The organism is Sandaracinobacteroides hominis (assembly GCF_016464365.1).
Lineage (GTDB): Bacteria > Pseudomonadota > Alphaproteobacteria > Sphingomonadales > Sphingomonadaceae > Sandaracinobacteroides > Sandaracinobacteroides hominis.
Genome location: NZ_JADCUC010000004.1, coordinates 88,257 through 101,147 on the forward strand (window position 1 = coordinate 88,257; position 12,891 = coordinate 101,147).

The 12,891-nt window shown below is 64.8% G+C and carries 9 protein-coding genes; 1 reads left to right on the top strand and 8 read right to left on the bottom strand.

Translation table 11 applies throughout. The features are described from left to right. Positions 1 to 105 precede the first annotated feature (105 nt). Positions 106 to 2,256, bottom strand: coding sequence for a TonB-dependent receptor (locus IM784_RS09915; RefSeq protein ID WP_199555170.1), 2,151 nt, complete (start codon positions 2,254 to 2,256; stop codon positions 106 to 108). A gap of 136 nt (positions 2,257 to 2,392) precedes the next feature. Here IM784_RS09915 and IM784_RS09920 point away from each other — a divergent pair, with 136 nt between their 5' ends. Then, positions 2,393 to 2,893: a hypothetical protein gene (locus IM784_RS09920; protein WP_199555171.1), complete on the top strand. Its 501-nt coding sequence runs from the start codon at positions 2,393 to 2,395 to the stop codon at positions 2,891 to 2,893. A gap of 165 nt (positions 2,894 to 3,058) precedes the next feature. Here IM784_RS09920 and infC read toward each other — a convergent pair whose 3' ends face one another. From infC to IM784_RS09955, 7 genes are all read right to left on the bottom strand, one after another. Then, positions 3,059 to 3,604: a translation initiation factor IF-3 gene (gene infC, locus IM784_RS09925; RefSeq protein ID WP_199555172.1), complete on the bottom strand. Its 546-nt coding sequence runs from the start codon at positions 3,602 to 3,604 to the stop codon at positions 3,059 to 3,061. Positions 3,605 to 3,686: 82 nt separating this feature from the next. Beyond that, positions 3,687 to 4,553, bottom strand: a complete 867-nt coding sequence (locus tag IM784_RS09930) for a pirin family protein (protein WP_199555173.1) — start codon at positions 4,551 to 4,553, stop codon at positions 3,687 to 3,689. Between the two features lie 14 nt (positions 4,554 to 4,567). Then, positions 4,568 to 6,724: a methylmalonyl-CoA mutase gene (gene scpA, locus IM784_RS09935; protein ID WP_199555174.1), complete on the bottom strand. Its 2,157-nt coding sequence runs from the start codon at positions 6,722 to 6,724 to the stop codon at positions 4,568 to 4,570. Between the two features lie 83 nt (positions 6,725 to 6,807). Beyond that, entirely contained in the window at positions 6,808 to 7,272 is a 465-nt protein-coding gene (locus IM784_RS09940) for an MAPEG family protein (RefSeq protein ID WP_199555175.1), read from the bottom strand. Positions 7,273 to 7,327: 55 nt separating this feature from the next. Beyond that, positions 7,328 to 8,620: an APC family permease gene (locus IM784_RS09945; protein ID WP_328799514.1), complete on the bottom strand. Its 1,293-nt coding sequence runs from the start codon at positions 8,618 to 8,620 to the stop codon at positions 7,328 to 7,330. Continuing rightward, positions 8,617 to 11,004 (bottom strand): TonB-dependent receptor, encoded by a 2,388-nt coding sequence (locus tag IM784_RS09950; protein ID WP_199555177.1) that lies wholly within the window; start codon positions 11,002 to 11,004, stop codon positions 8,617 to 8,619. The genes IM784_RS09945 and IM784_RS09950 overlap by 4 nt, the downstream gene beginning before the upstream one ends. A 122-nt stretch (positions 11,005 to 11,126) precedes the next feature. Next, on the bottom strand, positions 11,127 to 12,848 hold the full coding sequence (locus tag IM784_RS09955; RefSeq protein WP_199555178.1) for a tetratricopeptide repeat-containing sulfotransferase family protein: 1,722 nt from the start codon (positions 12,846 to 12,848) through the stop codon (positions 11,127 to 11,129). Between the last annotated feature and the right edge of the window lie 43 nt (positions 12,849 to 12,891).

The window sequence follows — 12,891 nt, forward strand, 5'->3', positions numbered from 1 at the left end:
CCGCAAGGCGACCCGACCAAGCTTCCATTCCGAGGGTGCAGGGAAATCATTTCCCTGGCGGGTTCCAAGGGCAGAGCCCTTGGCCGCCGGAGGCAAAACGCGCCCCTAAAACCGCCGCTGTGCCCGCAGCAGCCACGTCGAAGGCCGGTTCAGATAGGAATAGCCCAGCATAGCGGCCTCGCCGGCATTCTTGTTCAGGCAGTTCTCGCAGGTCAGCGCCAGTTGCCAGTTGTCGTCGTCGGTCTTCAACGCCAGCGACAGGTTTACCTGCCAGCTGCTTTCCGACTGGGATTCCGGTCGCCAGTCGAACGCTGTGACCATGCTCGACCGATAGAGAAAATCGACCGACGGCATGGCGATGATTCCGGCTGACGGGATGGGAAAATCATAGCTGCCGCCGAAGGCCAGCGTCACGTCAGGCGCATAGAAGGCCTTGGCGTCGTTCACGAACCCTTTGTATTTCGCATCCTGCCAACCCAGGTTCAGATAAAGTCCCAGCCCGTCCAGCGGGTTGGCGGCCAGATCCAGCTCGATGCCCTTGTTGGATATCCCCAGTTCGACCATCTCCCAGCGCGGCTCGTCCGGCACCGCAAAAAGCTCCGTCATGCCGGTTGACGAGGCATCCAGCACAAAGCCGGTAACACCCGCGCGTAGCCTTCCATCGAACCACTGCGATTTCACCCCTGCCTCATAGGTCCAGGCGGTCTGCGCACCGAACGGGATAAGCCAGAAGTTATTGCTGGAGCGCGCATTCCAACCGCCGGACCGATATCCGCGCGCCGCCCGCGCAAACAGCAGGATCGATTCCGATGCCGTAAAGCTCACTGCCACGTTCGGCGTCCAGACCTTGCTCTCCAGGCTCTGGTCGCCCGTCAGGCACCTGTATCCCAGCACCGCACAATCGCCCCGATTGTCGTGAACGCTCAGCTGCTTTTCCTCATCGGTGTATCGCGCGCCGGCGCTGATCGTCAGCGCCTCCATCGGCCGGGCATCCAGCTGCACATAGCCTGCCCAGGCCGTCGTCGTATTTCGCACCAGCCGGTCGGCCAGCAGGGTCGGCACGCCGTCCGGCGTCCCGTCCTCGATCGTCATCATGTCGGCAATGTCGTTAGTCGTCTTTTCGTCCAGAACGCTCGCCCCGGCCGTCCAGCGCAGCCAGCCCGCCTCGCCCGAAAGCCGCACCTCCTGCGAGAACTGATGGTGCGAGCCCTCGTTCAGAACTGCATAGCCCCCGTTCACGAACCCGCGCACCGTCGCGCTCGGAATGAACCCATAATAGAATCCACGCCCGTCGGCATAATCCAGCGCCTGCGCCTCCTGCATGTCGGCAAAGCCGGTGATCAGGTTCAGCGTCACCCGCTCGCCCGCCCACTCCAGGTCCGATGTCAGCAACGTCGTCGACAGCGAATTGCCCAGCGTGAACCCGGCCTTCCGCCCGCTTATCGGCAGGTCATATTGCGAAAAGCCCCCCAGCCGTGCCGCCCGCGTCATCCCCGTAGATCCATAGCGGCCGCCGCACCTGGCCGGATCATTCGGATCGCAATCAAAGGCCAGCAGATTCTCGCCATTGGCCTCGGTATAGGCCAGCGCCACATTCCAGCTCAGCCGCTCCGTGGGCTTCAGCAGCGCGGCAAAGCGCATCCCGGCGCGGTCGTCATCGTTGAAACGCTCGCCCGTGGTCGTGTTCTTCGCATAGCCGTCATTGTCCTGCCCGAAGGCCGAAATCTTCACCGCCACATGCTCGCCCAGCGGCAGGTCCACCGAGCCACGCACCAGGATCCGGTCATAGCTGCCGTATCCCGCCTCCACAAAGCCGCCGAGCGTCTCGCCCGGCCGCTTCAGCGTCACTGTCACCGCGCCGCCGCTGGTATTGCGTCCAAACAGGGCGTCGGGCGTGCCGCGCAGCACCTCCACCCGCTCCACGTCGAAGAACGCCATGTCGTTGCCGTTCAGACGCGAAAACTGGATGCCATCCACAAACAGGCTCACGGGCGAATCGACCGAAGCAATCGTCTCGCTCGTCCCCAATCCGCGCAGATAGAGCCCGCTCGCCGAGCGCAGCCCCGGCACGCTCGCACCCGCCAGGTTCGGCACATGCCCGATCAACTGCCCGGTCGAGCGGATTCCCATCGCATCGAGATCGGCAACACCAAAACTGCTCACCACCAGCGCGTCCGGGCGGGTATCCTCCGCCTCCTCCGCATAGGCGCCAGAGGCCGCCATAACTGCACCCAGAAATCCAACAAGAACCCGCATGCCCAATATGCTCCCGTACCCGGGCGTTCGCCCACCCGGCGCCAGTGCAGCAAAGCCGCGGAAATCGCCAGCAGCGGATTGCAGGGCTTTGCGGAAATCGTCGCCAGACCACAGCTTTTGCCCTTATCTGCCGCCGATGCTCGCCCAGCTGTTCCTTGCCATCCACCTCCTGCTGCTCGCGCTCTGGCTGGCCGGGGCGCTTGCGGCGTTCATTCCGTACCCCGTGCCGCGCCTCTCGCGCATCGCAGCCGCGCTGCTCTTCCCCGCCACGCTGTTGCTGCTCGATGCCGGCGGCTGGTGGACGGAGATTCCGCGCAAGGTGCTGCTCGGGTCGGGATTCACCGCTCTCGTCTGGCTGTCGCTGCAGGTGATCGGGCACCGCACCGGGAGCATGGTGGCAAGGGCCTTGGCGGCGCCGCTGCTGGTGGTGCCGATGGGGTTCTTCCTGGCGCTGGGCGCGCTGTGTCTGCGGAACGGCGGGCCGTTGGACGCGGGGATGGCCTGGAAGGCGATTGTGTTGGGGGCGTTGTACGGGACGGTTGTGGGGGGAGGGCGTCGTCCGGCCAAGCCGGCCGCCTGTGTGGCCATGCTGTTGTTGGCGGTTGGGGTGGGTTTGACCGTCTGGCCGGTGACGTGAGGCAGACAAAGAAAAGGCGGGCCAAGCCCGCCTGTCGTCGGACGGGTTCAGTGGGCTTATGCCCACTGCCCCGCCGCCTGCCCCTGCGAAGGCAGGGGGCCGTGGCCCGCGCCGAGTCCGCGAGTTTTGGCTACGCCAAAATCGCGGCCGGCTCTTCGCCGGTCTTTAGACCGGCTTCGGCGCCATGATCATCAACATCTGCCTGCCTTCCATCCGCGGCAGCTGCTCGATCTTCGCATAGTCCAGCGAATCGTCCCGAACCCGCTCCAGCAGCTTCAGGCCCAATTGCCCATGCGCCAGCTCGCGGCCGCGGAACCGCAGGGTCAGCTTCACCTTATCGCCTTCCTCGATGAATTTCTTCACCGATTTCATCTTCGTATCATAATCATGATCGTCGATGTTCGGGCGCATCTTGATCTCCTTGATCTCCTGCACCCGTTGCGACTTGCGTGCCGCCGACGCCTTTTTCTGCGTCTCATATTTGAACTTGCCGACATCCAGGAACTTCACGACCGGCGGATCGGCGTTCGGGCTCACTTCCACCAGGTCCAGCCCGACTTCCTGAGCCATGGCAAAGGCTTCGCGGGTGTACATCACCCCGATATTCTCGCCATTCTCGTCAATTACCCGCACCTTCGGCACGGTAATGAATTCATTATAGCGCGGTCCGTTCAACGGCTGCGGCGCAGGCCCCATCGGGCGCCTCATCATCGGTGGTGGTATGGTCGTGTCTTTCTGCTGTGAGTCTCGCTCCGCCAAGATAGAGAATTAGCGGCGCGAATCAAAGCCCGCGCTACTCCGGCAGTGGAATAAACTCAACTTCGTCCGGCACGTGGCCCCAGCGTCCCCCGGTCGGGTCGGCCGCCCAGTCGGCTTTCGCCGCGTCAATCAGCCCCTGCTCGGTCGCCACCAGATTCCACCAGATCAGCCGCGGCCCGTCCATCGGCGCCCCGCCACAGATCATCAGATGCGCGTCCCCGCTCGCCTCCAGCATTGGCTCCGTATCGTCCTCCAGCACCCGCATCTGCCCGGCCATCAGCGTCTCGCCACCGATAAACACCTCGCCGCTCACCACGAACACCGCCCGCTCGCCCCACAGCGCCTCCATCCGCACGCGGGCCCCTGCCTCCATCTTCAGCTCGGCGTAGATGATCGGATGCGGAAACTCGACCGGCGATTTCACCCCCCACATCTCGCCCGCGATCACCCGCGCGCTCGCCCCGGCCAGCGCCACATCGGGGATGGTATCGGCCGGATGGTGCACGAACGCCGGCGCCGTTTCCTCATGCGCTTTCGGCAGCGCCACCCAGGTCTGGATGCCGTGCAGCAGGTGCCCGGATGCGCGCAGCTCCGGTGGAGTCCGCTCGCTGTGCGCGATCCCGCGCCCCGCAGTCATCCAGTTCACCGCCCCCGGGCCGATGTCGCGCACCGTCCCCAGCGTATCCTTGTGGCGGATCGCGCCATCGAACAGATAGGTCACCGTCGCCAGGCCGATATGCGGATGCGGCCGCACGTCCATGCCCGTGCCCGGCTCCATCCGCGCAGGGCCGATATGGTCAAAGAAAATGAACGGCCCCACCATCCGCCGGCTGTGATGCGGCAACAGCCGCGCCACATGAAAACCGCCCAGGTCGCGCGGCTTCGAATCGATCGTCAGCATGGGGCCTCCTTCGCTTACTCCGCCGCCTCCGCCAGATCCGCCGGCGGCATGTTGTGCCCCAGCAGCCTCAGCACATCGGCGGCGCACTCCACCACGTTCGAGCCCGGCCCGTAAATCCCCTGCACCCCGGCTTCGCGCAGGAACTCATAGTCCTGCGGCGGAATCACCCCGCCCGCGATCACCTTCACATCGTTCCGCCCGGCGGCGCGCAGCCCCCGGATCAGCTCGGGGATCAGCGTCTTGTGCCCGGCCGCCAGCGAAGAGGCGCCCACCACGTCCACGCCCGTCTCCAGCGCCAGCACCACCGTCTCCTCCGGCGTCTGGAACAACGGCCCGGAAATAACCTCGAAACCCATGTCGCCAAAAGCAGAGGCGATCACATTCGCCCCCCGGTCATGCCCGTCCTGCCCCATCTTGGCGACCAGCAGCTTCGGCTTACGCCCCAGCCGCCGCTCCACCGCCAACACGCCGTCCAGCACCTGCTTCCAGCGCGAATCATCCTTGTAGGGCGCCCCATAAACGCCCTTCACCGGCGTCGGCTGCGTGCCATAGCGATCGAAGCTTTCCTCCATCGCAAAGGAAATTTCACCCAGTGTCGCCCGCGCGCGGGCGCATTCGACTGCATGTGCCAACAGGTTCGTCTCGATCGATTGCGGCGCCGCCGCCGCCTCGCGCAGCGCCTGCAGCGCCGCCTGGCATTTCGCCTCGTCGCGGCTCGCCTTCATCTTGTTGATGCGGGCGATCTGTGCCTCGCGCACCTTCGTGTTGTCGACTTCCAGCGTCTCCAGAAGATCCTCATTGGCCAGCCGATACTTATTCACGCCCACGATCACATCTTCGCCGCGATCCACCCGCGCCTGCCGCGCGGCCGCCGCCGTCTCGATCATCGCCTTGGGCCAGCCGGCCGCCACCGCCTTCGCCATGCCGCCTTCGGATTCGACGCGCTCGATGATCTCCCAGGCCTTGTCCACCAGCTCCTGCGTCAGCGCCTCCACATAATAGCTGCCGCCCAGCGGATCGACGACCCTGGTCATGCCGGTCTCTTCCTGGATGACGATCTGCGTGTTCCGGGCAATCCGCGCCGAGAAATCCGTCGGCAGCGCAATCGCCTCGTCCAGCGCATTGGTGTGCAGGCTCTGCGTCCCGCCCAGCATCGCCGCCATCGCCTCGATGGTGGTGCGCATCACATTGTTATAGGGATCCTGTTCCGTCAGCGACACGCCACTGGTCTGGCAGTGCGTCCGCAGCATCTTGGAGCGCTCGTCCTTCGCCCCCAGCCCGGTCATCACCCGGTGCCACAGCACCCGCGCCGCCCTCAGCTTGGCGATCTCCATGAAGAAGTTCATGCCGATCGCGAAGAAGAAGCTCAGCCGCCCGGCAAACTGGTCGATATCCAGCCCGCTCGCCACTCCATAGCGCACATATTCGGCGCCATCGGCGATGGTAAAGGCCAGCTCCTGCACCTGCGTCGCGCCGGCTTCCTGCATGTGATAGCCGGAAATGGAGATGCTGTTGAACTTCGGCATCTCGCGGCTGGTATAGCCAAAGATGTCCGAAATGATCCGCATGCTGGGTTCCGGCGGATAGATATAGGTATTGCGGACCATGAACTCCTTCAGGATGTCGTTCTGGATGGTCCCGTCCAGCAGCTTCCTGTCAACGCCCTGCTCCTCGCCCGCGACGATGAAGAAGGACAGGATCGGAATCACCGCTCCGTTCATCGTCATGGAAACGCTCATCTGATCCAGCGGAATTCCGTCGAACAGGATCTTCATGTCCTCGACGCTGTCGATGGCGACGCCAGCCTTCCCCACATCGCCCACCACCCGCGGATGGTCGCTGTCATAGCCGCGGTGCGTCGCCAGATCGAAGGCAACCGACAGGCCCTTCTGCCCGGCGGCCAGATTGCGCCGGTAAAAGGCGTTGGATTCCTCGGCCGTCGAAAAGCCCGCATATTGCCGGATCGTCCAGGGCCGCCCCGCATACATGCTGGCCCGGACACCCCGCGTGAACGGCGCATAGCCCGGCAGCCCCGGATCGACTGTCACGTCGTCCGCCGTATACAGCGGCTTCACCTTGATGCCCTCGGGCGTCGCCCAGCTGAGGTCCTTGCCTTTCACTTCCTTCGCCGCGAGCTTTTCCCAATCGGCGAGCGTGGGTTTGTCCGTCATGCCATGAATCTCCGTTTCGCGGGCGGGAATGACCCCTCACGGCAACGTCTGTCAATTAAGACAGACTGACAGGTTGCCGCGCTTTACCAGCCCAGAGCCGCCCACAGCGTCCGCCCGGCCATATAGATCAGGATCAGCGACCCGATGGTCCAGAAGGTCGCGCGCACCTCGTGGATCTGCGCCGAGAGATAGGCCGCGAAATGCAGCAGCCGCGACACGACATAGAGCCCGAATAGCCACTGGGCGACCAGCAGCGACGGCGAAGTCGTCACATAGAGCAGCCCCGCCACCAGAAAAAAGGGCAGGTTTTCCAGATCATTCTGCTGGATGCGCCGAATACGCTCCACCCGCGGGTTGGGCAGCAGCTGGTCCGGATTGGGCGCCTTGTTCATCGGTGTCCGCTTCAGGTCCTCCGGGTTCCGGAAGCCGCCGTTTTCACCGATCATCCGCACCACCGTCAGCCACGACATCGCCGCCGCCTTCAGGATCAGGATCGATGCCGCCACCGCATAGGCCGCAAACACCGGGTTCCCCAAATTCAGTTCCATTCATCTACCCCCTCCCCCCAGCATGGCAAAAAGCCGCCAAGCCGGAAAGGCCCTGCTACCTGGCCTCCGCCCGCGCTTTCCAGAACAGCGGCAACCCCGCCAGCATCAGCACGATGCTCAGCAGGCTGGTGCCCACGCCAGAGCCGACCAGGATCCAGATGGAGAAGGCGACGGAGAGGAGCGCCGCCGGGATGGCGATGCGGAAGTGGAGGGCCGTGAGCGCGCAGGCGAGATAGAGCCAGACGGCGGTGGAAGTGGTGAGCAGCGCCATGGCGCTGAACAGGCCGCCCAGCGTGGAGGACGTGGAGGACGTGGAGGAGAGGATGAGGACGGCGGCAATCAGGCTGGTGAAGAGGATCGAGCGGACCGGCGTTCCGACCCGGTTGGCGTGGGCAAACCAGCGGGGAAACATGCCGCGCCGGGCCATCGCAGCCGGCAGTTCGCCGCAGAACATCACGAAGCCGTTCATGGCGCCGACGGCACTGACGCCGGCCAGCACCGCGACGACGCGGGCGGGCAGGTCTCCCAATTGCCACTGGACGAAATCGGCGAAGGGCGCATGCGAAGCGGCGAGTTCGGCAGGAGGCATCAACAGCAGGATGGCGGAGCAGACGATCAGATAGAGGATTCCGACGAAGAGCGTGCCGCCGAACAGCGCGCGCGGGACGTTGCGTTCGGGGTTGCGGATGCGGTCGGTGAGGCCGGTGAGCGTCTCGAAGCCGATGAGCGCGAACATGGTGATGGCGCCGGCCTGCGCCATGGCAGAGAGCGACAGGCCCTCGGCGGGAAGCGGCAGGATCACGGGCACGCTGTCGCTCCCGGCAAGGCGGGCGACCAGCAGGATGACGAGGATGAGCGGCGTCAGCTTCAGGGCAGTGGTGGCGACCTGGAAATAACTGGCGGTGCGCAGGCCAACGAGGTTCACCAGCGTGACGGCGGCGAGGAAGGCAAGCGAGGCGAGCGTCGGGTGGGCGGTGAGACCGGGCGCGAAGACCGAGAAATAGGAGGCGGCCGCGGCAGCGAGGGCGGCAATGGAGGGCCAGTTGGCGGCGAGGAAGGACCAGCCGATGAGGAAGCCGGCGGTCGCGCCGAAGGCGGCGCCGATATAGTCGGCCGGGCTTCCGACATCGGGGAAGCGGCGGGCGAGTGCGGCCATGCACAACGCGATCGCCAGCGCACCGCCGATGGAGATGACCCAGCCGGCGATGGCGTTCCAGCCGAACGGCGCAAGGCTGGCGGGCAGCATGAACACGCCCGAGCCGATCATCGAGCCGACGACGATGGCGAAGCTGGCGGGGAACCCCAGCTGCCGGCTTGGTGGTGCCGGGGTTCCCGCCTCTTTGCTCAGAACCGGTAGCCTGCCTTCAGGCCGATGGTTCTGGGCCGCATGGTATAGTTATAGAAAATGCCGCCCGATTGGGTGACGCCTTCAGGATCGCCGCAGACGCTTTCGCCGCACTGGACGGAGCGCGAGGTGATGCCCTTCGAATCGAACAGGTTGGTGGCGTAAAGTTCCACCGACCAGTTGTTCTGGGTAAAGCCGGCGCTGATATCCACGTTCGTATAAGACGGGAAATCGCCAACGATCTGGCGGGTTTCGGTACGCAGGTCGCCGTTACGCTCGCCTTCATAGACGAAGGCGCCCTGCACGTGCATGTCGGCGCTGTCGCCGATCGTCCATTCATAGCGGCCGATGACATTCGCCTTGAAACGCGGCGTATCGGGCAGGCGCGTTCCGGATGGCGCCAACACCAGGTCTGCCGGGCAATTGCCCTGAAGACTTGCGACACTGCAGAAGTCCGTCGTCAGCTTGGCGTCGTTGAAGCTGCTGCTGCCAGAGAGGGTGAATCCGGCCGCCGGCACCCAGGTAAGATCCAGTTCAAAGCCGCGGATGCGGCCGTCGCCGGCATTGGCAACGGTGGTAAGGCCGTTTTCGCCCAGTGCCGAAAACTGGATGTCCTTCCAGTTCAGCTGATAGACCGCGCCGTTGAAGCGGATGGTGTTGTCGGCCCAGCTCGTCTTCCAGCCCAGCTCGAAATTGTCGAGCTGGTCTGATTGGTATGGCGGAAGCGTACCGCGCCGGTTGATGCCGCCAGGACGGAACCCCTGCGAATAGGTGGCATAGACAAGCGCGTCGTCGGTGACCTTGTAGGTGAGGTTCACCTTGGGCAGCCAGCCGGTGTCGCTGGTGGTCTTGTCCAGGTTGGTGCAGGGGCTGCCGTCCACCTCGGCCGGGCCAAAGCAGGCGGCGACGCCGGTGCGGCTGCTGTACCCGGCGGAATAGCCGAAGAAGCCGACCAGCGAGTTCTTGTACTTATAGGCGCGGGCGCCCCCCGTCAGGGTCAGCTGTTCGGTGATATCCCAGGCCAGCTCGCCGAAGATCGCATAGTCGCGGTCGATGCGGCGCTGCTTGGTCAGCCAGATGTTGCTGTCGGTGCCGGGAACGACGAGGTCATCGGCGATATCGTCGATGATGTAATGTTCCTCGATGTCGTTCTGCTGCCGCTGATAGAAGAGGCCGACGAGGGCGCGCACGGGTTTGTCCTGCGCCGAGGTCAGCCGCAGCTCGTGGCTCTGCCGCTTATAGCGTGGGCGAGACTGGATATACTGGTTGGGGCTGACGAGATTGTCGTCATTGTCATAGAAGCTGGCGCCCGAGCCATAGAGGCTGTCATAGAAATAGGCATAGTCGGAATAGTCGCTGTCGCCGGGCGTCTTCCGCTTCATATAGCCACCGGAATAGACGAGGTCCCAGTTGCCGATCTTGCCCTCGACGGTCAGCGCCGCCTGGAACCATTCGTCGCGGCCCCATTCCGGATTGTATTGCGCCACCTGCCGGTGCGGCAGGATGGTCTCCTCGCCAAAGAAGCCGTTCGCCTTCTGCTTCTGGCCCATCAGCGTCGGCGTGATCGTCCAGTTATCGTCCAGCTCGATGCCCAGCGCGATACGGCCGCCAATGGTCTCGACGTCGTTATAGTCCTTCTTCACATAGGGGGCGGTAGTCGCCTCGATCCCCGACGTCGGATAGACCCGCGTCTGGAAGATGTTGTCGATATAGCCGGCGTCCTTGCGATACCAGCCGACGGCGCGCACGGCGACACGATCGCTCAGCGGCACGTTCACATAGCCTTCCAGCACGCCGCCCATGCCGCCATCGGTAACGCTGTTCAGTTCGGCGTCGACGCTGGCGGAGAATTTGGAGGGGTCGGGCTTGTTGGTGATGATGCGGATGGTGCCGGCCATGCTCGACGAGCCGAACAGCGTCCCCTGCGGCCCGGCCAGCGCCTCGACGCGGGCAATGTCATACATGTGGACATCGACGGCGCCCGAGATGGTGGTGACGGGCTGCTCGTCCAGATAGATGCCGACGGTCGGCTGCGAGGTGGAGTGGTTGGCGTTTTCGCCCGAGGAAACGCCGCGGAAATAGACCTTGGCGGTGCCGGGGCCGGAGGTCTGGTAGGTGACCGACGGCAGGAAGCGGACATAATCGTTGAACGACTGCACCTGCAGGTTGGAAAGCGCCTGGGTGTCGAACACCTGCACGCTGATCGGCACGTCCTGCAGGTTCTGCGTGGTCTTGGTGGCGGTGATGATGATGTCGCTGATGCCCTCGGGGGCGGCGGCGGAAGTCTGTGTCTGCGCGCCGGCCGCGGCGGGCAGGGCGAGTGCAGTCGTCACGAGCAGCAGGTTGCGCAGATGCGAACCCGTGGCCCTGTCTTTCAGGCTCTTCATAGATACCCCTTATCTGCGAACGCCCGTTCCAGCGGGCGTTTCGATGGCCAAGCAGCAGTCCCTCCCCGAGCCTGTGCCGGCCCTGTAACGCCCGCTTTTCGCGGTGCGCGAAACGGAGACTGCTACAGGCCGGGGTAGCTGTCCAGCGCCGAACCGAGCGCCGAGCGAAGCGGAGTCAACCATTTGTCATACTGTTGCCAATGATCCACAGCCGAGGCGTAGAGCGGGGTGCGCACCTGCTCGGAACTGGCCGTGCGGACGGCCCGCTCGGTTTCGTGGAAAGACAGGCAGGCGGGCTCGAAATCCAGGCCGGCATAGGCAAGAAGGGCACGGATCTCGGCCTCGGGGCTTGCCACCATCCGCTCGTAATATTGGCGGTAAACACGGCCGGGCAGCACCTCGTCGAAATGCGCCATCAGCCGCGCATAGTCGGCCCAGTATCGGCCGATGTCAGAGAGATCATAGGTAAAGGCCTGGCCGCGCGCGAAATGCTGCTTGAAGCCGGAGAAGCAGCAGCCGAGCGGGTGGCGGCGGGCGTCGATGATCTTCGCCTTGGGAAGGATCAGGTGGATCAGCCCCGTGTGCTGGAAGTTGTTGGGCATCTTGTCGATGAAGAAGGGCTTCTCGGTCTTCCGCTGGATGCGGGTGCGTTCCAGATATTCCTCGCCCAGCGCGCGGACGGCTTCGCGGTCCAGCCGCGCGAGGTTCTCGGCGAAGCCCGGCGTGTTGTCGTCTCCGCGCTTCTTCCCGATGCGCCGGGCCAGCGTGATGACGTCGGGCAGCTCCATCGTCCCTTCGACCAGGCTGTGCGACGACAGGATCTGCTCGATCAACGTCGAGCCCGAGCGCGGCAGGCCGACGACGAAGATCGGGTCGGGGGCGGGGCACCCCCAGCCCGCCCGGGCCGCAAAGAACTCCGGGCTGTACAGACGTTTCGCTTCCTCGACATGGGCGCTGGTCTCGTCGGCGCTGTAATCCAGCTGGGCCCGGCGCTGCGCGTTGCCGCGTGCATAATGGGCAAAGCTCGCCTCCCAGTTGCGGCGGTCTTCCTGCGCCTTGCCCAGCGCAAACTCCAGATGGAAGCGGTCGGTTTCAGAAAGCTCCTCGGCGGTCAGCGCCTGTTCCATGGCGGCGATGTCGGCGTCGGAGAATTGCACCGTCTTCAGATTGGCGAGGCTCCACCAGACCTCGCCCAGCGTCGGAGCCTGCTGGATGGCGCGCCGATAGGCAGCGATGCTGTCGGCCTGCCGACCAACCGTCTTCAGCGAATGGCCATAGCTCATCCAGGCCATCGGCTGATCGGGGTGGGAGGCGAGCAGCTTGTCATATACATCGATGGCAGCGTTATAATTGCCCAGCCGGACAAGAATTGCAGCGCGCAGCACGCGATAGCCCGGCGAGCCCGGCTCGATCGCCGTCAGCCGGTCGATCTCGATCAGCGCCTCCTCGGCCTTGCCCTGCCGCTGCAGCACCACGGCAAGGTTGTGGCGGGCGGCATGGAACCCCGGCGCCAGCTCCAGCGCGCGGCGCAGCAGCTTCTCGGCGTCTGCATAGCGGCCGATGCGCCCCGCGAGCTCGGCCAGCATGCGGATGGCAGGCACGTCGGTCGGGCGCTCCCGCAGCCGCTGCCGCAGCAGCCCCTCGGCGGTGGGCAGATCACCCGCAACCAGCGCAGAGGCGGCACGGATCAGCTCGGCGTCCTGCGTCGAGGCGCGCAGCGCGCGCGCCTGCGCCTCGTCGGCCGCCGCTTCCTTCCCCGCCTCGCGCAGTTCCACGGCGCGACGTTGCCAGCCTTCGGCATCGTTGGCGTGCGGGGGAAGAAGGGTCTGGATGCGACTGGCCATGGCCCGCACCGAAGCCGTGGCAAAGGGCCGCTGTCAATCGGCG